This is a genomic window from Vogesella amnigena (assembly GCF_042648905.1).
GTDB lineage: Bacteria > Pseudomonadota > Gammaproteobacteria > Burkholderiales > Chromobacteriaceae > Vogesella > Vogesella amnigena.
Genome location: NZ_JBHRYH010000016.1, coordinates 34,166 through 53,675 on the forward strand (window position 1 = coordinate 34,166; position 19,510 = coordinate 53,675).

At 64.9% G+C, this 19,510-nt stretch carries 20 protein-coding genes and 2 tRNA genes; 9 read left to right on the forward strand and 13 right to left on the reverse strand.

Annotated elements, in window-relative coordinates:
- The first annotated feature begins 13 nt into the window (after nt 1–13).
- The gene (locus ACFOKJ_RS07170; protein WP_390277912.1) at nt 14–1,018 is read left to right on the forward strand and encodes a hypothetical protein; all 1,005 of its coding nucleotides are present in this window, start codon (nt 14–16) and stop codon (nt 1,016–1,018) included.
- A gap of 224 nt (nt 1,019–1,242) precedes the next feature.
- On the forward strand, nt 1,243–1,596 hold the full coding sequence (locus tag ACFOKJ_RS07175; protein WP_390277914.1) for a DUF2325 domain-containing protein: 354 nt from the start codon (nt 1,243–1,245) through the stop codon (nt 1,594–1,596).
- 549 nt (nt 1,597–2,145) lie between these two features.
- Here the strand turns inward: ACFOKJ_RS07175 and radA are convergent.
- Genes radA through hpnC form a run of 6 tightly spaced genes read right to left on the reverse strand, consistent with a single transcriptional unit; the run spans nt 2,146 to nt 7,820 of the window.
- Nucleotides 2,146–3,510, reverse strand: coding sequence for a DNA repair protein RadA (gene radA / locus ACFOKJ_RS07180; RefSeq protein WP_390277917.1), 1,365 nt, complete (start codon nt 3,508–3,510; stop codon nt 2,146–2,148).
- Between the two features lie 5 nt (nt 3,511–3,515).
- Entirely contained in the window at nt 3,516–4,109 is a 594-nt protein-coding gene (locus ACFOKJ_RS07185; RefSeq protein WP_390277919.1) for a hypothetical protein, read from the reverse strand.
- A 9-nt stretch (nt 4,110–4,118) separates the two neighbouring features.
- Nucleotides 4,119–4,874 carry an SDR family oxidoreductase gene (locus tag ACFOKJ_RS07190; protein WP_390277921.1) on the reverse strand — a complete coding sequence of 252 codons (756 nt, stop codon included), beginning with the start codon at nt 4,872–4,874 and terminating at the stop codon, nt 4,119–4,121.
- Nucleotides 4,874–6,145, reverse strand: coding sequence for a hydroxysqualene dehydroxylase HpnE (hpnE, locus tag ACFOKJ_RS07195; RefSeq protein WP_390277923.1), 1,272 nt, complete (start codon nt 6,143–6,145; stop codon nt 4,874–4,876). Before hpnE ends, ACFOKJ_RS07190 begins: the two co-directional genes overlap by 1 nt.
- Complete coding sequence (gene hpnD, locus ACFOKJ_RS07200) at nt 6,142–6,987, reverse strand: presqualene diphosphate synthase HpnD (protein ID WP_390277925.1); 846 nt, start codon at nt 6,985–6,987, stop codon at nt 6,142–6,144. The genes hpnE and hpnD overlap by 4 nt, the downstream gene beginning before the upstream one ends.
- Nucleotides 6,984–7,820: a squalene synthase HpnC gene (gene hpnC / locus ACFOKJ_RS07205; protein WP_390277927.1), complete on the reverse strand. Its 837-nt coding sequence runs from the start codon at nt 7,818–7,820 to the stop codon at nt 6,984–6,986. Before hpnC ends, hpnD begins: the two co-directional genes overlap by 4 nt.
- Nucleotides 7,821–7,972: 152 nt before the next feature.
- On the opposite strand from hpnC, the gene ACFOKJ_RS07210 reads away from it, so the two are divergent.
- Both ACFOKJ_RS07210 and ACFOKJ_RS07215 read left to right on the forward strand, forming a co-directional pair.
- A tRNA-Ala gene (locus ACFOKJ_RS07210) sits at nt 7,973–8,048 on the forward strand.
- Between the two features lie 39 nt (nt 8,049–8,087).
- Nucleotides 8,088–8,163, forward strand: a tRNA-Glu gene (locus tag ACFOKJ_RS07215).
- A gap of 164 nt (nt 8,164–8,327) precedes the next feature.
- Here the strand turns inward: ACFOKJ_RS07215 and ACFOKJ_RS07220 are convergent.
- The 4 genes from ACFOKJ_RS07220 to ACFOKJ_RS07235 all read right to left on the reverse strand — a co-directional run bounded on the left by ACFOKJ_RS07220 (nt 8,328) and on the right by ACFOKJ_RS07235 (nt 12,684).
- Nucleotides 8,328–9,104: a substrate-binding periplasmic protein gene (locus ACFOKJ_RS07220; RefSeq protein ID WP_390277929.1), complete on the reverse strand. Its 777-nt coding sequence runs from the start codon at nt 9,102–9,104 to the stop codon at nt 8,328–8,330.
- A gap of 1 nt (nt 9,105) precedes the next feature.
- The gene (locus tag ACFOKJ_RS07225) at nt 9,106–10,335 is read right to left on the reverse strand and encodes a GGDEF domain-containing protein (RefSeq protein WP_390277930.1); all 1,230 of its coding nucleotides are present in this window, start codon (nt 10,333–10,335) and stop codon (nt 9,106–9,108) included.
- 12 nt (nt 10,336–10,347) lie between these two features.
- Nucleotides 10,348–11,442: an ABC transporter substrate-binding protein gene (locus ACFOKJ_RS07230; protein WP_390277932.1), complete on the reverse strand. Its 1,095-nt coding sequence runs from the start codon at nt 11,440–11,442 to the stop codon at nt 10,348–10,350.
- Nucleotides 11,443–11,772: 330 nt separating this feature from the next.
- Nucleotides 11,773–12,684 (reverse strand): LysR family transcriptional regulator, encoded by a 912-nt coding sequence (locus ACFOKJ_RS07235; RefSeq protein ID WP_390277934.1) that lies wholly within the window; start codon nt 12,682–12,684, stop codon nt 11,773–11,775.
- Between the two features lie 106 nt (nt 12,685–12,790).
- Here ACFOKJ_RS07235 and lysA point away from each other — a divergent pair, with 106 nt between their 5' ends.
- Nucleotides 12,791–14,029: a diaminopimelate decarboxylase gene (gene lysA / locus ACFOKJ_RS07240; protein ID WP_390277937.1), complete on the forward strand. Its 1,239-nt coding sequence runs from the start codon at nt 12,791–12,793 to the stop codon at nt 14,027–14,029.
- Nucleotides 14,030–14,299: 270 nt separating this feature from the next.
- Nucleotides 14,300–14,728, forward strand: a complete 429-nt coding sequence (locus tag ACFOKJ_RS07245; RefSeq protein WP_390277938.1) for an Hsp20/alpha crystallin family protein — start codon at nt 14,300–14,302, stop codon at nt 14,726–14,728.
- Between the two features lie 141 nt (nt 14,729–14,869).
- Here ACFOKJ_RS07245 and ACFOKJ_RS07250 read toward each other — a convergent pair whose 3' ends face one another.
- Nucleotides 14,870–15,355, reverse strand: a complete 486-nt coding sequence (locus tag ACFOKJ_RS07250) for an Lrp/AsnC family transcriptional regulator (protein WP_390277940.1) — start codon at nt 15,353–15,355, stop codon at nt 14,870–14,872.
- Nucleotides 15,356–15,469: 114 nt separating this feature from the next.
- On the opposite strand from ACFOKJ_RS07250, the gene ACFOKJ_RS07255 reads away from it, so the two are divergent.
- Nucleotides 15,470–16,501, forward strand: a complete 1,032-nt coding sequence (locus ACFOKJ_RS07255) for a histone deacetylase family protein (protein ID WP_390277943.1) — start codon at nt 15,470–15,472, stop codon at nt 16,499–16,501.
- Between the two features lie 70 nt (nt 16,502–16,571).
- A complete protein-coding gene (locus tag ACFOKJ_RS07260; protein WP_390277945.1) occupies nt 16,572–17,162 on the forward strand; it encodes a hypothetical protein in 591 nt (196 codons plus the stop codon).
- A 66-nt stretch (nt 17,163–17,228) separates the two neighbouring features.
- Here the strand turns inward: ACFOKJ_RS07260 and ACFOKJ_RS07265 are convergent, their stop codons facing one another.
- Both ACFOKJ_RS07265 and ACFOKJ_RS07270 read right to left on the reverse strand, forming a co-directional pair.
- Nucleotides 17,229–17,549, reverse strand: a complete 321-nt coding sequence (locus ACFOKJ_RS07265) for a hypothetical protein (protein ID WP_390277947.1) — start codon at nt 17,547–17,549, stop codon at nt 17,229–17,231.
- Nucleotides 17,550–17,645: 96 nt separating this feature from the next.
- Nucleotides 17,646–18,605, reverse strand: coding sequence for a GlxA family transcriptional regulator (locus ACFOKJ_RS07270; protein ID WP_390277949.1), 960 nt, complete (start codon nt 18,603–18,605; stop codon nt 17,646–17,648).
- A 118-nt stretch (nt 18,606–18,723) separates the two neighbouring features.
- On the opposite strand from ACFOKJ_RS07270, the gene ACFOKJ_RS07275 reads away from it, so the two are divergent.
- The gene (locus ACFOKJ_RS07275; RefSeq protein WP_390277952.1) at nt 18,724–19,347 is read left to right on the forward strand and encodes a cysteine hydrolase family protein; all 624 of its coding nucleotides are present in this window, start codon (nt 18,724–18,726) and stop codon (nt 19,345–19,347) included.
- Nucleotides 19,348–19,510: the final 163 nt, after the last annotated feature.

Below are 19,510 nucleotides of genomic sequence, written 5' to 3' on the forward strand. Positions count from 1 at the left end.
CCGGAGCGGCATCATGAAAGTCGACAGCATGTCGCTGGCCATGGCCAGCCAGCATCAATACCAGCAATCGCTCAGCGTGAAGCAGGACATCAGCGTGTGGCAGACCCCGCCAGCCAGCAGCGCGGCCGGTGACGACGTTAGCCTGAGCGAAGTCGGCAAGGCCGCCAGCCAGCAGGATGAAGACTGGGGCGAACAGGGGCTCACCCCGGCGCTGGCCATGCTGCGCTCGCTGCTGGAAAAAACCTTCGGCATCCACATCCGGCTGCAGGATGTGCGCGAACTGTCCGCACAAGCCAGCGGCGGCACTGCGGCCAACCTTGCCGCCAGCGACACCAGCATCAGCAACCCCGAACCGCAGCTGGGCATGCGGGTACAGCGCGAATTCCATTACCAGGAACAGGAATCGCTGCAGTTTTCCGCCAGCGGCAACATCACCACCCGCGATGGCCGCCAGTTGAGCTTCCAGCTCGATATCAGCCTGCAGCGCAGCTTCGAGCTGCACAGCAGCGAGACCCTGAATTTCGGCGCCGCCGCCAAGGACCCGCTGATGCTGACACTGGGCAACGACGCCGGCGCGCTGTCCGGCGCCACGGTGGCATTCGACCTGGACGGCAACGGCAGCCAGGACGCCATGCCGCTGCTGCGCAATGGCGGCTGGCTGGTACTGGACCGCAATGGCGATGGCCGGGTGAACGACCGCAGCGAGCTGTTCGGCCCGCAAAGCGGCAACGGCTTTGCCGAACTGGCAGCGCTGGATGGCGATGGCAACCATGCCATCGACGAAGGCGACCCGCTGTTTGCCCAGCTCAAGCTCTGGCAGGGCCGCGATGGCGAGCAGGACCAGCTGACACCGCTGCTGGAGCTGGGCATCGGCGCCATCCTGCTGCCCAGCATCGACGCCGAGTTTGCCCACACCGATGCCCAGGGCGCCACCCTGGCACAAATGCGCCGCGCCGGGGTGTACCTGAACGAGAACGGCAGTGCCGGCCTGGTCGGCCAGCTGGACGTGTCGGTGTAGCGTTTGGGGGACTTGGGAGTAGGCGCTGCGTAAAACCGGGAATGGAGAGTAGGGAGTAGGCGCTGAGCGCTTCGACACTCCCTACTCCCTACTCCACCCTTCCCCCAGTCGCAAACCTGCAACTCGTTCAACCCATCAATGAGAATAAGTCTTGATTAGATTTGCATGTGGCATTACCATGCCGCCATCACTTCTCTTTCATGACTTCTTTTCGGGACAACACCATGAACGCAATGCTGGTCGGCGCTGATACCCTGGGCAATATTCCTGGCGTCCTGGAATCTTTCGGCATCAACATCCACAAGCACCTGAGCGGCCGCAACAGCTCCCACCAGCGCAAGCTGGACCGCCTGCCGGCCGGCACCGAGCTGCTGATCCTGTTCACCGACTTTCTGGGTCACAACGTGATGAAGCACTTCCGCCAGCTGGCCAACGAGGAAAACGTCCGCTTCATCGCCTGCCGCCGCTCGGTGTGCTCGCTGAAACAATCGCTGCAATGCGCCGGCATGGCCGAGCAGTGCGCCAGCTGTCCCAATGCCTGCGCCGGGCGCGAACAACCATTACGCCGCAAACACTAGGAAGAAGCCGTAACGACACAAGGGGCAACCGGTAGCCCGGATAAGCCGCAGGCGCATCCGGGGTTGCTGACATGTGGGTAGGCGCCCCCCCCCTCCCCGGATGCGCTGCGCTTATCCGGCTACGGAACGGCGCCTCGAAAAGCCCTGATTGCTAATCGAGCTAAGTCACGGAGAGACAAGGCGCGAACGAAACTATCCAGGCGGCATGCATTTGATATGTAATGGAAAATTTTCGTTCGCAACGCCGTGTCGCGACGAAAGCGGGAGTTTTCCAGGTACCCGGAAGCAGAACAGCTTGCGGCCAACCCTTAGCGCCTGTTCCGCGCGGCACAGTGGCAGGTCCATGGCTTCGGGAGTAAGGCGGCTGGCCTAGCGGCAGTGCATCGTGTTCCCTCCCGCTGGAACCCGTGCGCTTCCAGGCACTCGCGCAGGCGGAGGCACGCCCAGCCCTGCAATGCGGCCAACAGGGCATCCTGCAGCCGGGCACGGAAGTAGCGCAGCAGCTAGCGGCGCTATGCTTCGATATCGGCGTCGCCAGGGGTCATGGCGTCAGCGACGGATGCAGTAATCCACCGCCTCGGACAGGCGATCCACGCCGATGATCTCCAGCCCGTCGATAGGCTGGCGCGGCGCGTTGGCACTGGGCACGATGGCGCGGGTGAAACCTAGCTTGGCGGCTTCCTTCAGCCGCTCCTGGCCACGGGATACCGGACGCACCTCACCGGACAAGCCCACTTCGCCGAACACCACCAGTTTTTCCGGCAGCGGCTTGTTACGCTGCGAGGACACCATGGACAGGATCACCGCCAGGTCGGCGGCCGGCTCCATGATCTTCACCCCGCCCACCGCGTTCAGGAATACGTCCTGGTCAAAGCAGGCCACGCTGGCGTGGCGATGCAGCACCGCCATCAGCATAGCCAGCCGGTTCTGCTCCAGGCCCACGGTAAGGCGCTTGGGCTGGAAGCCGTGCGCGTCGTCCACCAGCGCCTGGATTTCCACCAGCAGCGGGCGGCTGCCTTCCTGCGTTACCAGCACGCAGGAGCCGGCCACGTCGTCGCGGTAGCTGGACAGAAAAATGGCCGACGGGTTGGACACCCCACGCAGACCGCGCTCGGTCATGGCGAACACGCCCAGCTCGTTGGCCGCACCGAAACGGTTCTTGATGGCGCGGATCATGCGGTGGCTGGAGTGGCTGTCGCCCTCGAAATACAGCACCGTGTCCACGATGTGCTCCAGCACGCGCGGGCCGGCAATCGAGCCTTCCTTGGTGACATGCCCTACCAGGATGATGGTGATGCCGCTCTGCTTGGCAATGCGGGTGAGCTGCGCCGCGCACTCGCGCACCTGCGACACAGAACCGGGGGCGGAGGTCACCTGGTCGGAATACAGCGTCTGAATGGAGTCGATCACCGCCACGTCCGGCTTTTCCTGCTGCAGGGTGGCGATGATGGCTTCCAGCCGGATCTCCGACAGCAGGCGCACGCGCGCTGCGTCCACTGCCAGCCGCGAGGCACGCATCGCGATCTGCTGCGGCGATTCCTCGCCGGACACGTACAGCACCTTGCGGCTGCTGCCGATGGTGGCCAGCGCCTGCAGCAGCAGCGTGGATTTGCCGATGCCGGGGTCGCCGCCCAGCAGCACCACCGCGCCGCGCACGATGCCGCCACCCAGCACGCGGTCCAGCTCGTCGATGCCGCTGGATTCGCGCGGCACCTCGGTGGCCTGCACTTCGGACAGCACCTGCACCGGCTGTGTCTGCGCGGTCCAGCTCTGGTAACGGGTGTTGGCCGCGGGTGCTGTGGCCACGGTTTCGCTCAGCGTGTTCCAAGCATTGCAATGCGGGCATTGCCCCTGCCACTTGGGCGAGCTGCCGCCGCATTCACTGCACTGATAGATTGTCTTGGTCTTGGCCATGAAGCTCAATGACTGCCGGCCGGCTTGGCCGGCTGGGTCTTGGAAGCAGCCGGCTGGCTGCTGTTGATGGTGTTGAGGATATTCAGCAGACGGTTGTCGCGTGCGGCCTGCTCGTCCTTGGGCGGCGCCTTGGGTTTTTCGTCGCCACGCACGGTGGAGAGGATGGAGTCCAGCAGCGGATCGGTCTTGGCCTGTGCTTCGGCCTCCTCGTTCGACAGCGGGCGCCGCGGCGGCACCGGGCGCGTGGCTACCGCCGGCGCGGAACCGGCTACGGGACTACTTTTTTTTTGAGCAGGCGCCTCGGCATGGCTGGCGGATGCGGTAGCTGGCGCTGGAGGTTCCACCACCGGTTCGGCCAGCGGCTGCATGGTTTCCAGCTTGTTCTTGGCCATGTATTCCTGCATCTCGCGCCAGCCAGCGTAGATCTGCGCCTTGTCCGCCTCGGGGTTGCGGCTGTAGCACTCCTCCAGCGAGCGGCCGGTCTGACGGCACGAGGCCCCGATCGCCTTGTTGGATTCGGCCGCCAGCCCGCTGACGTTCATGACCCAGTTACAGCCGGTCAGCAACATCACGGTTGGCAGCAGCAGATATGCCCGCATCGTTCGTCCTTATGCCTTGTTGCTGCGCAGATCCAGCGAGACGATCTCGCCGCTGCGCCCCTTGCTGGCCGCACCCAGCCAGTACAGCATGTGCGGCATCAGTTCGGCGATATTGCCACGCTCGCTCTTGTCCTCGCCCGGGTGGGTACGGGTGCGGAACGGCGAGTTGATCGGCCCCGGCACCAGCAGGTTCACCCGCAGGTTGGGGTACACATCCCACTCCGACGCCGCCACCTGCATCAGGTAGTTCAGCCCGGCCTTGGAGGCGCCAAACGCGCCCCAGAACGGCCCCGGCTGCTGGCCGTGGGTTTCGCCCACGAACACCACGCTGGCGTCGTCCGCCGCCTTCAACAGTGGCAGGCAGGCGCGGGTGAGCGCAAACGGTGCCACGGTGTTGATGCGGTACTGGTTCATCCATTCGTCGATGCGCTGGTCGGTCAGCGGCGACAGCGCAAAGAAGTGCTGCGCGCAGTGCACGATGCCGTCCAGGCGGCCAACCGCATGCTTGATCTGGTAGGCCAGGGTGTTGAAGGCATCGTCGCTGGCTTCCAGCAGGTCCAGCGGAATCGCCACCGGCTCCGGCGAGCCCTGCGCCACGATCTCGTCGTACACCTTTTCCAGGCCGCGCACGCTGCGCGCCAGCAGCACCACGGTGGCACCATGGCGGGCGGCGGTCAGCGCGGTGTCGCGGCCAACCCCTTGAGTGGCACCGGTCACCAGGATTACGCGGCCGGCCAGATAGTTATCGTCAAAAGTCTGCATCATTATGTTGTTGTCCAGTCCTGCATCAGGGCGGCGGCGGCGGCCATGCCGCTGCGTACCGCTCCTTCGAGAGTAGCCGGGTAGTCGGCACATAGCCAGTCACCCGCCAGATAGCCCGATTCTACGGGAAGTCGCACATCGGGGCGCGGCAAGGCGACGTTGGCCGCAAAGGTGGCGCGGCGCTCGGTAATCACCCGCGACCGCAGCAAGGGCGGCAGGTCCGCCACCACGCGGCGCAGCTCGGCCTCGCAGCGCGCCGCCAGCGCCTGCTGCGACAGCGCGGCATGCCCGCCTTCCGCACTGATCACCACCGCCACCAGCCCGGCTTCGCCGCTCAAGGCTTCGCGGTCGAACCACCACTGCCCCAGCCCGTGCACCTGCCCGGTCATTACCGCCGGCAAGGCTACCCTGTCAGCAAACTGCAGGTATACGGTGCTTATCGGCTGGTATTGCCATGCCTTGAGCAAGTTTTGCAGCGCCGGCACATCCACCAGGGGTAAGGCATGGTAGGGCGCGGTAGCCACGATGATGGCGTCGAAACACTCACCAGCCACCCGGCGCTGGTGCCAGTCCACGGCGGCGACGCGCTGCCCCAGGCGGATATCGGCGCCGCGTGCGGCCAACCATTGCACTGCCGGCTCGGCAAACAGCGCGCCCAGGTTGACGCGCGGCAGCAGCAGCCGGCTGTCGGCACCGCGTGGCGAGCCCAGGCTGTCGCGCAGCACATTGGCCAGCAGCTGCATCGACGCCTGCGCCGGTGGCGTGTTCAGCGTGGCCAGGATCAGCGGCGTCCAGAAACAATCCAGCAACCGCTCGCCCTGCCCTTGCCCGCGCAGCCAGTCCAGCGCGGCAACATCCTGCCCGATTCGCCAGCGTTTTACCCTGAGCCAGGTCAACAGCCGCAGCAAGGCCAGCTTGTCGCGCCAGCGCAGCCCCGTGGCCGAGAGCAAGCCAGCCAGCAACTGCCACGGCGCCGGCCACGGCGGGCAGCGCATGTCGATGCCGTCCACCTGCTGCCAGCGCAGCGGCTGTGCCGCCAGCGCGGCGTCGGTATCCACCCCCACCCGCTGCATCAGCCGCAGGCTGTCGCGGTAGGCGCCGATCAGGATGTGCTGGCCGTTGTCCAGCCGCATGCCGTCCAGTTCCACCGCGCGGGCACGGCCGCCAGGCACGCGCCCGGCTTCGAACACGGTAAGGTTGGCCGCATCGGCCAGCTCGATGGCGGCGGCAAGGCCAGCCCAGCCGGCGCCGATAATGGCAACGCGCGGTTTCACGGCTTGTAGCCGAAGTTCCAGGTCTTCCACGCCAGCCAGATCTTGCGCCCCGGCGACAGCGACAGCCGCTGGTTCAGCACCTTGCCCGGGCCGTCCTGCGCTATCTCGTCCAGCGTGGCGCGGTAGATCGCCGCCATCACCAGGCCGATGCGCTGCGCCTTGCGGTCGCCCGCCGGCAGCAGCTGCCAGGCGCGGCGGTAGTGCTCGTGCGCCCGCGCAATCTGGAACTGCATCAGCTCGGCGAACTGCGGGCTTTCCTTGTAGGCGAACACATCGGACGCCGGCACGCCAAAACGCTGCAGGTCTTCCACCGGCAGGTACAGCCGGCCGCGGCGCGCATCCTCGCCCACGTCGCGAATGATATTGGTGAGCTGGAACGCCAGCCCCAGCTCATGCGCGTACTTCAGCGTGGCGCGATCCTGGTAACCGAAGATCTGCGCCGACAGCTGCCCCACCACCCCGGCCACGCGGTGGCAGTACAGCTGCAGGTCGGCAAAGCGGTTGTAGCGCGGCACGTCCAGGTCCATCTGCATGCCGTCGATGATCTCGGCAAACCACTCCTGCGGCAGGTCGAAACGCGCCACCTGCGGCTGCAGCGCGCGCATCACCGGGTGATTCGGCGTGCCTTCATACATGGCCGCCAGCTCGCTGCGCCACCAGGCCAGCGTGGTACGCGCCACGTTGTCGTCGTGGATTTCGTCCACAACGTCGTCCACCTCGCGGCAGAAGGCATACAGCGCCACCATGGCGTCGCGCTGCTCTCTGGGCAGGTAGCGGAAGCTGGCGTAAAAGCTGGAACCGCTCTTCGCCGCCTTGTCTTCACAGTATTGTTGTGGGGTCACGCCCGCCTCCCTCGTCTGGCATACGGCGCCCACAGCGCCTTGCCGATAATCACGGGCCAGTCTTTCCAGCCCAATACCGGACGATGATTGAACACATCGCCACGGGCATCGTGAATCTTTTTCAGAATGCGCTCGCCGCCCAGCACAATCATGCGCAGCTCCAGGCCAAAGCGCCCCTTGAGCTTGAGCGCCAGCGGCGAACCGGCCTGCAGCATGGCCAGCGCGCGCTTCACCTCTTTATCCATCAGCATCGGCCACACCCCGCCGGCATCGCCGCGCGCAATCTGTTCTTCGCTGACGCGGAACTTGGCCAGATCATCCTGCGGGATGTACACGCGGCCCTTCTGCCAGTCTATGGCCACGTCCTGCCAGAAATTGATCAGCTGCAGCGCGGTGCAGATGCCGTCCGACATCGCCAGGCTGCGGCTGTCGTGCTCGCCATACAGCGCCAGCATCAGCCGCCCCACCGGGTTGGCCGAACGGCGGCAGTAGTCCACCAGCTCGGCAAAATTCTGGTAGCGGGTCTTTTCCACATCCTGGCTGAACGCCGACAGCAAGTCGTAGAACGGCTGCAGCGGCAGCGCCCGCTCGGCAATGACACGCGCCAGCGCCTGCATCAGCGGCTGTTGCGGCGGTTCACCAGCACCGATGCGATCCAGCTCCTCGCGCAGCGCCTGCAATGCGGCCAACCTTTGTGCTGCCGGCGCATCGCCCTCGTCGGCAATATCGTCGGCATGGCGTGCAAAACGGTAGATCACGTGCACCGCCTTGCGCATGCGCCGCGGCAAGGCCAGCGACCCCACCGGAAAGTTCTCGTAATGATCCACCGCCATCGGCGCGCATCCATCCACAGACAAAGCGCGCATTATAAGCCAAGCCCGCCGCCGGCCCCGTTTTCACTACTTGCAAAATTTATGCTTGACGCCGCAAGAGTCGTGTACTAATATGCGCTCCGCGTTGAACGACCAACAACGCAAACCTCTGTGGGGGTATAGCTCAGCTGGGAGAGCGCTTGCATGGCATGCAAGAGGTCAGCGGTTCGATCCCGCTTACCTCCACCACGGACACCTCAGAAAATCCGGCCACTGGCCGGATTTTTTGTCCCCATCGTCTAGAGGCCTAGGACACCGCCCTTTCACGGCGATAACCGGGGTTCGAATCCCCGTGGGGACGCCAGTACAAACGAAAAGCCACCGCCAGGTGGCTTTTTTGTTTGTGCTCCATGTTTCAGGGCTTGCGCCCAACGTTGGCCGCAAACCCTTCTCCTCCTACTCCAGCGTTCCATTCACTTTCACGCCAGCCATGCACTGCGACCGCCAGCCGCTGCGGCCAACCCGCCGCTACTGCTCGAAGCGGTAGCGCTGCAGGATGGCAGCCAGTTCGCCACTATGGCGCAGCTCGGCCAGGCCGAGGTTGAATTGCCGGGTGAGCTGCTCGCCACTCTTGTTGCCACGGTAGAAGCCGAGATGCAGCGGCATGCGGGCGATGGGCGGGCCTTGCCAGTGAATGCGTTCCGCCATGCCTGGGGCCAGCTGCGGCAACAGGTAGCCGGCCAGTGCCCGGTCTATCAGCACCAGGTCCAGCCGGCCGGCGGCCAGCTTGCGCAGGTTGGTCAGGTCGTCGTTGGCGGCTTCCACTTTCAGCCTGGCCGCGTCGAAGGCTGGCGGGTTCTTGTAGCCGCGCACCGTGCCGATGGTGTATGGCTTGAGCGCGGATAGCGGTGCGACTGCCAGCGGCTGGTCCACCCGGGTGTAGAAACCCATGCTGGTGTAAACCAGCGGCTGGCTGTAGTACAGGTATTGCTCGCGCTCGGGGGAGTACCAAACCGCCATCACGCCGTCGAAGCTGCCGGCCTGTACTTCGGCCATCAGCCGCGACCACGGCCGGTAGTGCAGCTGCACGCTATAGCCGCGCTTGGCCAGCGCGGCGCGGGTGATGGCGCCCACCACGCCGTCGTTGCGCAGCGCGGGCGAAAAATATGGTGGGTAGTCGGTGCTGGCCAGGTGGATGGTGGGCGTGGCCTGCACCGTTGGCCGCGCCAGCGCGCCCGGCAGCAGCAGGCTGGCAATCAGGCAGGCAAGCAAGCGGCCATGCATAACAAGCTTTGCACGCTCCATGTCAGGCCTCCACCCGGTTGCGGCCGGCCAGCTTGGCCCGGTACAGCAGGGCATCGGCACGCTTGAGCCATGGCTCCATGCCCTCGCCCGGCTGCCACACGGCCACGCCCAGGCTGGCGGTGATCTGCAGCAGGCGGCCATCCTGCAATGGCAGCGATGTGGCGATGGCTTCACGCAGCCGCTCGGCTACCAGTTGTGCATCCGGCGGGCCGATGTCGGGCAGCACGATCACGAATTCCTCGCCGCCAAAGCGCACCACCCAGTCTACGTCGGTGCGCAGCTGGCTCCGCAGCCGGCCGGCAGCGGCACATAGCACTTCGTCGCCGATGAGGTGGCCGTATTCGTCGTTGATGCGCTTGAAGTGGTCGATGTCGCAGAACACCAGCGTCAGGGGCTGGCCGCTGCGCTGGGCGCGGGTCATTTCCTGTGGCAGGCGTTCGGCCAGGAAAGCGCGGTTGTAGCAGCCGGTAAGCGCGTCGTGCGTCAGCAGGGCGCGAATCTCGCCCAGTGCGTTCTCCAGTTGCTGGGTGCGCTCTTCCACCTGCTGATCCAGCGAATCGATATGCTCGGTCAAGGCGTTCTGCAGGGTGACAAAGCCGCCGGCCACCAGGTCGATTTCGTCGTGCGCTTCCCGCCAGCCGCGCTGCAGCCGCAGCGGGTCGGTCAGGCTCTGCGGGGTGAGCTGGCCGGCAAAAGCGGCAATTTCGCGCATTGGCCGCTCCAGATCACGGCGCAGCACATAGGCCACCATGCCGCAGATCAGTACCGTCAGCAGCAGGTAGCCCAGCAGCATGCCGGCCAGCGAACTGGCCACCTGCTGGTAGATATAGGCCTCGCGCTGCACTACCAGCAATTCGCCCAGCGGCCTGCCCTGCTCGCCAGGGACGGGAATGACAAAACGCTGTACCGGGTTGTTGTACAGGCTGGTGGAGTCACCGGCCTCGAACATCTGCCCGGTCACCACGTTTACGCGCACGAATGCCACACCGGGGCGGCTGGCGATGGCATGCAGCTGGCGGCGCGCCGCTTCCGGCTCGATATCCCACAGCGCCACCGACAGCAGCGGAATATTGCTGCTGGCCAGCTGCTGGATGCTGTCCTGCAATTGCTGCTGCACCGAGCGGTACTGCCAGATGCCCTGCAGCGCGCTGAACAGCAGCGCACAGCCCAGGGCCAGCAGCCCGATGCGGCGGATCAGCGCATGCGCCAGCGAGCGGAAATTACGCGGCAAAATGAGTCTTTCTTACTTGAGCAACTGACGGAAGCTGAAGTTGTAACGCTTCAACTTCGGGTTCAGTGCCTTGCTGTAGCGGCGAAAATCCACGCGCGAGAAGTCCAGCTCGCCGTAGTCACGCAGGAAGCGCTCGGCGGCGGCGGCATCGAACAGCGTGAACATGCTGCGATCCAGCTCCAGACCTTCGTTGACGAAATCGACGCCCCGGTCGTAGTCGTACAGCATCAGCAGCGACCAGGCACCGGCAATGAAGTGGCCGCCGGACAGCGCGCTGAGGTGGCCGTCGAGCAGTGAATGCATGGCTTCTGCCGAGGTATTGATGCCGCTGAACAGCGCGTCCTTGCCGGGTATGCCGCCTTTCTTGCGCCAGCTGTCCATGGCGCCAAACGCCATCAGGTCATTGCCGGCCCATACCAGCCGCGCCTGCGGATAGCGCTGGTACAGCCAGTCGCTCTGCTCGGCGCTGCGGTCGCGGTTCCATGCCGCGTAAACCTGCTGCACCAGGGTAACGTCGCCCGCCTCGGCCACAGCCCGGCGCATGCCGGCATCACGGCGGATGGAGGTGGGGGTGGAGCGGTCGCCGCCAATGGCGATCAGCTGCAGCTTGCCGCCCACGCGCGGCAGACCGGCCTTGCGCCCCTGCTGGATCAGGGCGCGCGCGGTCTGGTAGCCAGCGTCCTCGGCATGCGGCTCCAGCGAGCCCAGCCACTGCTTGTAGTGGCTGCGCGGCTTGCCTATCGGCTCGGGGCCCTTGTCGTCGCCACGGCCGCTGAATGCCAGAAAGGTGCGAATGCCGGCAGCGTCGAACAGCCGCAGCATCTCCGGCGCGGTGGCGTAGTCGTTGGAGAAGATCACGTAATCGGGCCGCTTGCCCTTGGGCCGGGCAATGATGTCGCGGGCAAGCTCCAGCGCACGCGGGTGGTTGCGCTCGGTGTACAGCACTTCCAGCTGTACCGACAGATCATCCGCCGCCGCCTGCATCGCCCGGGAAGCGGTGAGCCAGTAGATTTCATCGTGCTTGCCGGGGTTGATGAAGGTAACCGACATGGCCTGGGCCAGGCCACACAGCAGCAGCCCGCACAGCAGCAGTGCACATTTACGCATGGGGGGTCTCACGTTTTGGCACCTCGAAAACCCCGCTTTCGTGGCGGCACTGCGTTGCTCACGATTGTGTCTCCTTGCATATCAACCATCTGCTGCGTCGACATTTTTCGTTCACACCTTGCCACGCCGCGACTTGGCTCGATTGGAAATCAGGGTTTTCGAAGCGCCAGTTTTTAAATTATTATTTAATGCTCAATGGCACCATTCTCGGGCAGCCCCGTTTAAAACAAGGCTCTCCTGTCTTAATTTTAAATAAAATCGCAAAGAAACCATAGCGTTAACTAGACAACGTTTTGGTGACGCGCCTCCCGGTTTGCGGCGCAGCCAGCGCTACAGCCGCGCCAGCCGCTGCGCCAGTTCGGCAGCCTCCTGCCGCAACAGCGCGACAAAGCGTGCGGCCAACGGGGTGGACGGCCGGAACTGCGGCAACACCACGCCAACGGCAAACGGCACCGATACCGCGAAGCGCCGCAGCTGCAGCCCCTGCCCGGCCATGGCCAGCGCGGTGAGCGGGTTGACGATGGCCACACCCAGCCCCTGCTGCACCAGCGCGCACACTGACACCGCGCTGTGCGTCTCCCACACCAGCTGCCGCGCCACCCCGGCGGCGGCAAATACCGCATCCAGCTGCAGCCGGTAGCTGTCCTGCGGCGACAGGCTCACGAACGGCTGGCCGGCAAAATCCTGCGGTGTCAGCACCGCCTTCTGCAGCAGCGGGTGGCCATCCGGCAACACGCATACCTCGTCGGCACGCAGCAGCGGCGTGAGCGTGGTACCCGGCGGCGCCTCCTCCGACTCGGTAAGGCCGATGTCAAAACGCTGCGCCGACAGCCACTCTTCCAGCAGCGGCGATTCCTGCGGCGTAATCGCCACCCGCACCAGGCCCTCGCTTTGCTGCAGGCGGCGACACACCGCCGGCAGCAGCGCATGGGCAAATGCCGGCAGGCAGGCTACCGCCAGCTGGCCGCCATCCGGCCGCGCCAGGTTGGCCGCAGCCTCCACGATGCGCTCCAGGCCGATATAGGAGCGCTGCACCTCATCGAACAGCGCCAGCGCCGGCGCGGTAGGCAGCAGGCGGCCCTTGATGCGGTCGAACAGCACAAAGCCCAGCAGTTGTTCCAGCCGCGCCAGCTCGCGGCTGACCGTGGGCTGCGAGGTGTGCAGCAGCGCCGCAGCGGCGGTAACGCTGCCACTGGTCATCACCGCGCGGAATACCTCGATGTGGCGATGGCTGATATTCATGGCGTCCCCATATCAGAATTGAATTACCTGGCAAAATATTAGCATTTTACTGAATTACTACCGGCGCGCATGATGCAGGGCAATAACCAGCTAATCAGGACATAGCATGCAGACCCCAGACACCACCCGCCTCGCCGCACTGGCCCAGCACTACGGCACCCCGTTGTGGACTTACGATGCCGCGGTAATCCGCGAGCGCATCGCCGCGCTGCGCCAGTTCGACACCATCCGCTTTGCGCAGAAGGCGTGCAGCAATGTGCACATCCTGCAGCTGATGCGCGAACAAGGAGTGAAGGTGGATGCCGTGTCGCGCGGCGAGATCCTGCGTGCGCTGGCCGCCGGCTACGATGCATCCGGCGAGCCGTCCGGCATCGTGTTCACCGCCGATCTGATCGACCGCCCCACCCTGGAGCTGGTGGTTGAACACCACATTCCGGTAAACGCTGGCTCCATCGACATGCTGCACCAGCTGGGCGCAGCCTCGCCCGGCCACCGCGTGTGGCTGCGCATCAACCCCGGTTTTGGCCACGGCCACAGCAACAAGACCAATACCGGCGGCGAGCACAGCAAGCACGGTATCTGGCACAGCGACCTGCCGGCGGCGCTGGCGGTGATTCGCCAGCACGGCCTGCAACTGGTGGGCCTGCACATGCACATCGGCTCCGGCGTGGATTACAGCCACCTGCAGGAAGTGTGCGGCGCCATGGTGGACCTGGTGCGGCTGGTGCAGAAGGCCGGCCACGACCTGCACGCCATCTCCGCTGGCGGCGGGCTGTCGATTCCCTACCGCGACGGCGATGCCAGCGTGGACACCAACCACTACTTCGGCCTGTGGGATGCCGCACGGCAGCAAGCCGCGGCAGTGATCGGCCACCCGCTGGCGCTGGAAATCGAGCCAGGCCGCTACCTGGTGGCCGAATCCGGCAACCTGCTGGCCGAGGTGCGCGCCACCAAGGACGTTGGCCGCAACCATTTCGTGCTGGTGGATGCCGGCTTCAACGAACTGATGCGCCCGTCGATGTACGGCAGCTACCACCACATCAGCGTGGTGCCGCACGACGGCGTGCCGCAGGCGGAAAAGGATTGCGTGGTAGCCGGCCCGCTGTGCGAATCCGGCGATGTATTCACCCAGGGCGACGGCGGCGTGGTACTGCCGCGCCCGCTGCCGGCGGCACGCGTGGGCGACCTGCTGGTATTCCACGACACCGGCGCCTATGGCGCATCGATGTCCAGCAACTACAACACCCGCCCGCTGATCGCCGAGGTGCTGGTGGACGGCGACAGCGACCGCCTGATCCGCCGTCGCCAGACGGTGGAAGAACTGCTGGCGCTGGAGCTGCAGTAAGCCCCCCTGTTCCCATGGCCAAGGCCACGCTGCAGCGTGGCTTTTTTTCTGCCCATGCGTAGGGCGGAAGCCCTGTTCCATCGGGCGTCCCGCCGAATAAAGTTCACCGCACCCGGCGGATCGCCCTGCGGGCATCCGCCCTACCGTGTCCGCCTTTGCCGCAAATCAAATCATTCCCCATCCTCTCCTTGAGAAGCCGTGCCGTCAGCACTATATCCATGGCAGACGGCCCTGCCGCCGCTTCAAGCCACTGATATGCAAGGAGAAGCCATGAACATTCTGCCCTCCCGTAACGGCCTGTTCGATGAACTGTTCCGCGATTTCACCAGCCCCGGTTTTTTCATCAAGCCGCTGCACGGCGATACCCTGCCGTCGCAGATCAAGCTGGACGTGAATGAATCCGATACCGGCTATACCGTGCTGGCTGAGGTGCCAGGCGTGGCCAAGGACGATATCCACGTGGAAATCGACGGCTCGCAGGTCACCATCAAGGCGGAAGTGAAACAGTTCGACAGCCAGAACAAGGACGAGCGCAATCTGCGTAGTGAACGCTTCTACGGCATGGTGTCACGCAGCTTCCAGCTGCCGGCCGACATCGACCGTGAACAGGCCAGCGCCAAGTACGAAAACGGCGTGCTGACCCTGACCCTGCCCAAGCGCCGTGGCAGCGCCGGCGGCAAGCGCCTGCAGGTAGACTGAGCACAATCCCCAGCGCCAGCCCTGTCGGACCTTAGCGGCCGGGCTGGCGCTGCCGAGCAAGCGCGGCATGCACGCGCTCGGCTACGCGCCACAGGAATCTCCCGGAGAGGCATTGCCACACGGCAAAGGCAAGCACCAGCTTTACGGCGCCAGCGGCAGCCGGCTGCCAGCCTTGATTTCGCGCAGCGCCAGGCTGGAATGAATCGCAGACACCCCCGGCATCTGCCGTAGCACGTCCTCGACGAACTGGCTGTAGTCGTCCAGCGAGCGCGCCACCACCTGCAGCAGGTAGTCGGCATTGCCGGTGATCTTGTGGCAGCTCAGTACCCGCGGCTCGGCCTGCATTGCCACCTCGAAGCGATTGGGCAGCTCGCCGCCGTGCACGCCAAAGCTCACCTGCACGAAGGCCAGCACATCCAGCCCCAGCTTGCGACGGTCGAGATTGGCCTGGTAGCCGGTGATATAGCCAGCCTCCTCCAGCCGCTTCAGCCGCCGCCAGCACGGCGTCACGCTCAGCGACAGCTGCTCCGCCAGTGCGCTGCTGGACAGTGCGCCGTCTTGCTGCAACAGCCGCAGGATGGTGAGATCGGTGGCATCCAGCGCCTTATCTGAAAATTTTTCGCTCACAATGCAAGCCCTGTAGCAAACTTTTACTGATAGTAGCCATTACACGCGAAAAATGGCAAAGCTATTTCCGCGCCGGCAGCCGATACTGGCTCATCCCGCTACCGAGAGCTGCCCATGCTTACCTTCTACAGTGACACCCACCGCCTGCACCACGGCTCCGAACTCAAGGACGGCGTGCTGATGCCCTGCTTCGAGATGCCCAGCCGTGCCGATACCGTGCTGAACCGCGTGCTGCAGCAGCAGCTGGGCGAGGTACTGCCACCGCAGCAGTTTGGCGTTGAACACTATGCCGGCGCCCACAGCCTGCGCTACCTCAGCTTTTTGCAGACCGCCTGGGAAGAATGGCGCGCCAGCGGCCGCGACCACCACGCGCTGCCACTGGTATGGCCGGTGCGCGACCTGCGCAGCGACCTGGAGCCGGAATTCATCGACGGCAAGCTGGGCTTCTATGCCATGGATGCCGGCGTGGCGATCACCGCCGGCACCTGGCAGGCAGTAAAAACCAGCGCCGACCTGGCGCTGAGCGGCATGGAGGCCATCCAGCGCGGCGGCCAACATGCGGCGTTTGCGCTGTGCCGCCCGCCCGGCCACCACGCCGCGCACGAGTACATGGGCGGATATTGCTACCTGAACAATGCCGCCATCGCCGCGCAATATGCCCGCAGCCATGGCGCCAAACGGGTAGCCGTACTAGACGTGGACTACCACCACGGCAACGGCACGCAGAGCATCTTCTACCAGCGCGACGACGTACTGTTCCTGTCGCTGCATGGCGATCCGAAGAACAGCTACCCGTATTTCAGCGGCCACCGCGACGAACTGGGCGCCGGCAACGGCTTCGGCTACAACCTCAACCTGCCGCTGCCGCACGGCACTGACTGGCAGGGCTACGGCGCCGCACTGCAAAAGGCCTGCCAGCACATTGCCGGCTACGCACCGGACGTGCTGGTGGTATCGCTGGGGGTGGATACCTTCAAGGACGACCCGATCAGCAGCTTCCGCCTGGAAAACGACGACTACCTGCGCATCGGCCAGATGCTGGCGCGCCTCGGCATGCCGGTGCTGTTCGTGCTGGAAGGCGGCTACATGGTGGACGACATCGGCGTCAACGCGGTAAACGTGCTGCAAGGGTTTGAGGCGGCGTAAGCCAGCTGCCGACCGCTACTGGCATGCGGTTTGCATTATCTGCAGCCTCCACCCAAGGGAGAAACTGATAATGCAGATCAGCAGCCAGTCATCTGCCGCCGCCACCGCCATCAGCGGCAAGCCGCAGGCAAAAACTACCGGCAACGGCCAGCCATTTGCCGTTGCCACCCCCACAACCACCCCGCCAGCCAGCAGCGGCCTGTTGCGCGAACAGGACACCGCACTGCTGCTGCCGACATGGCAAAACGTTGGCCGCCTGGCGGCCAATGCCCAGGCCCTGCTGCAGCACAAGCTGGCTGCCGCCGGCATCAGCGCCAGCCCGCCGTTCGAGCTGGTGGAAAGCGACCCCAACACCGGCTACATCAGCGTACGCGGCCAACGTCCGGATGCCGCCGCCATCGAACAGCTGATCAATAGTGACGACAAGCTGACGCTGGCCATCCACAACGTCAACGCCCTGGCCAGCCTGGTGCCGGCAATGGATGCCGCCGGCCCGTATGTGGCAGCCTGGCAAGCAGCCAGAACCGACAGCGAGCGCATGGCGGTGTTCGAATATTACCGCGCACTGATGGCCAGCCTGCGCAGCGACACCTGCATGCAGTTCGGCCCGCAGGGGTTGGCGTTCAGCCTGAATGGCGAGGCGATTGTGGTGCAGGCCTGATCAGGGCCGGCTGGCGACTACGGCCTGAATTCCGGCAACGAACACCCTGCACTCCCCCGGATGCGCCTACGGCTTATCCGGGCTACTAGGCGGCTGCTTGAGCCAAGTTTCCTGACCGCTATAGGTGTAAGTGACATCCGCTCTGTCACTTGCAGTCAGCAACATGCGGTATTTGATGAAACGCCCATTTGATGGCCAGTGGGCGGCAAACGATAATTTGCCATCTGCAAACAGCAGATCATAAATTTCTGCTTCCTCCTGATCTGACTCATCCCGGACACGGACCAAGACGTGGCCTTCGTACCCGTCAACTTCAATGACAACGTCCGAAAACCCATCGGCACAGTGCCAACTACCGGCAAACCCCTCTATGGCACGCTTCGTCATCGTGTTTTCCCCTCGGTTTAGTTGACAATGTTTACGGCTAAGCACATGACAGCAGCAAGCATACAGCGCCGCCGACAGCAGCATGACGCAATCCGACTATCGAGGATATGTTCCGGCAAACGTCTGCCGCCACTCGCTGGGCGCTACGCCGAACGCCTTGCGAAAGTGCAGCCGCAGCGAGGCTGGCGAGCCGAAGCCCGCCTGCTGCGCGATGCTTTCCACAGACAGCGCGCTGGTTTCCAGCAACCGCTGGGTAAGCGCCAGGCGCTGCGCCAGCAGCCAGCCCTGCACCGTACTGCCGGTGAGCTGGCGGAAGTGGCGGGTGAAGGTGCGCCGGCTCATCAGCGCCCGCGCCGCCAGGCTGTCCAGGCTGTGCGCTTGATCCAGGTTGGCACGCACCCAGTCCAGCAGGCCGGACAGTCGCCCGTCGCGTGCGCTGGCAGGCAGCGGCTGCTCGATGTACTGCGCCTGCCCGCCCTGGCGATGCGGTGGCGTCACCAGCCGCCGTGCCACGCTGTTGGCCGCCTCAGCGCCGCTGAGCTGGCGCAGCAGGTGCAGGCAGCAATCCAGCCCGGCGGCGGTACCGGCCGAAGTCAGCAGCGGGCCGTCGTCCAGGTACAGCACATCGGCATCCACGGTCACCGCCGGAAAGCGGAGGGAAAAGTCATCGGCATAGGCCCAGTGCGTGGTGGCGCGGCGGCCATCCAGCAGCCCGGCTTGCGCCAGCACATATGCCCCCAGGCACAGCCCGACGATGCGCGCGCCGCGTGCATGCGCCGCCCGTAATGCAGCCAACAGTGGTGCCGGCGCGATCTCCGCCGGGTCGCGCCAGCTGGGCACGATCACCACCTCGGCCTGCTGCAGCGCTCCCAGCCCGGCCGCCAGCGTCAGGCCGAAGCCAGCGGAGGTAGCCAGCGCCCCCGGCTCGGCGGCGCAGACCTGCAGGCGGTAAGCCGGCGCTTGCAGCTGGTTCTCGCCGAACACCACGCAGGGCACCGACAGGTGGAACGGGCTGATCTGATCGAACGCCACCACGGCAACGCGAATCTCGGACATGGGCTTTGCCTCCCGCTACGATGGCCTGATCTTAACGTAAATTGTCATCCGGGCCACTCGTGGCCGCCAGCCGCCGGCGGCACACTGCCTCATCGCCAGCCAACACCAGGAGAACAGCATGAGCAGCCCGAAACGCGCATTGATCGTCATCGACGTACAGAACGAATACTTCAGCGGCAAGCTGGGCATCAGCTACCCGGACCCGGCCATCACCCTGCCCAACGTTGGCCGCGCCATGGATGCGGCCAGCGCCGCCGGCATTCCGGTGGTGGTGGTGCAGCACATCACCCCGCCAGGCACGCCGATCTTCGCCGAAGGCAGCCACGGCGCCGCGCTGCACCCCAGTATTGCCGAGCGCCCGCGCGACCACTTGATCAGCAAGCAGCTGGCCAGTTGCTTTACCGGCACCGATCTTGCCGACTGGCTGCGCTCGCGCGACATCGACACCCTGAGCATCGTCGGCTACATGACCCACAACTGCGATGCCGCCACCGTGCTGCACGCCAGCCACGACGGCTGGCAGGTGGAGCTGCTGAACGACGCCAGCGGCTCGCTGCCCTACCGCAACCGCGCCGGCAGTGCCAGCGCCGAGGAAATCCACCGCGTGTTCACGGTGGTGATGCAGACCGGCTTTGCCGCGGTGGCCAGTACCGACGACTGGATCGCCGCCGTGCAGGCCGGCCAGCCGCTAGCCGCCAGCGAAGGCGTGCTGGGCTCGCATCTGCAGGCGGTGGCGCAGTAAGCCACTACCAGCGTTGGCCGCAAAAAAAAAACCGCCAAATTGGCGGTTTTTTTCATGCAACACCGTAGATTCTATGTTGGAGCACAAGCCTTGCCGACAAGCTTGGGGTCGTAAGGGACGCCCGAATTCCAGACAGCAAATGCGATGCGCAGTATCTTGCGGG

Excerpts from the sequence above, each read along its gene's own strand:
- ACFOKJ_RS07170 (WP_390277912.1), top strand. The coding sequence starts at position 14 with ATGAAAGTCGACAGCATGTCGCTGGCCATGGCCAGCCAGCATCAATAC.
- hpnC (WP_390277927.1), bottom strand. The coding sequence starts at position 7,820 with ATGGCGGTGGATCATTACGAGAACTTTCCGGTGGGGTCGCTGGCCTTG.
- ACFOKJ_RS07265 (WP_390277947.1), bottom strand. The coding sequence starts at position 17,549 with ATGACGAAGCGTGCCATAGAGGGGTTTGCCGGTAGTTGGCACTGTGCC.
- ACFOKJ_RS07255 (WP_390277943.1), top strand. The coding sequence starts at position 15,470 with ATGCTTACCTTCTACAGTGACACCCACCGCCTGCACCACGGCTCCGAA.
- ACFOKJ_RS07270 (WP_390277949.1), bottom strand. The coding sequence starts at position 18,605 with ATGTCCGAGATTCGCGTTGCCGTGGTGGCGTTCGATCAGATCAGCCCG.
- ACFOKJ_RS07220 (WP_390277929.1), bottom strand. The coding sequence starts at position 9,104 with ATGGAGCGTGCAAAGCTTGTTATGCATGGCCGCTTGCTTGCCTGCCTG.
- ACFOKJ_RS07190 (WP_390277921.1), bottom strand. The coding sequence starts at position 4,874 with ATGATGCAGACTTTTGACGATAACTATCTGGCCGGCCGCGTAATCCTG.
- lysA (WP_390277937.1), top strand. The coding sequence starts at position 12,791 with ATGCAGACCCCAGACACCACCCGCCTCGCCGCACTGGCCCAGCACTAC.
- ACFOKJ_RS07185 (WP_390277919.1), bottom strand. The coding sequence starts at position 4,109 with ATGCGGGCATATCTGCTGCTGCCAACCGTGATGTTGCTGACCGGCTGT.
- ACFOKJ_RS07260 (WP_390277945.1), top strand. The coding sequence starts at position 16,572 with ATGCAGATCAGCAGCCAGTCATCTGCCGCCGCCACCGCCATCAGCGGC.
- ACFOKJ_RS07235 (WP_390277934.1), bottom strand. The coding sequence starts at position 12,684 with ATGAATATCAGCCATCGCCACATCGAGGTATTCCGCGCGGTGATGACC.
- ACFOKJ_RS07230 (WP_390277932.1), bottom strand. The coding sequence starts at position 11,442 with ATGCGTAAATGTGCACTGCTGCTGTGCGGGCTGCTGCTGTGTGGCCTG.
- ACFOKJ_RS07245 (WP_390277938.1), top strand. The coding sequence starts at position 14,300 with ATGAACATTCTGCCCTCCCGTAACGGCCTGTTCGATGAACTGTTCCGC.
- ACFOKJ_RS07175 (WP_390277914.1), top strand. The coding sequence starts at position 1,243 with ATGAACGCAATGCTGGTCGGCGCTGATACCCTGGGCAATATTCCTGGC.
- ACFOKJ_RS07275 (WP_390277952.1), top strand. The coding sequence starts at position 18,724 with ATGAGCAGCCCGAAACGCGCATTGATCGTCATCGACGTACAGAACGAA.
- radA (WP_390277917.1), bottom strand. The coding sequence starts at position 3,510 with ATGGCCAAGACCAAGACAATCTATCAGTGCAGTGAATGCGGCGGCAGC.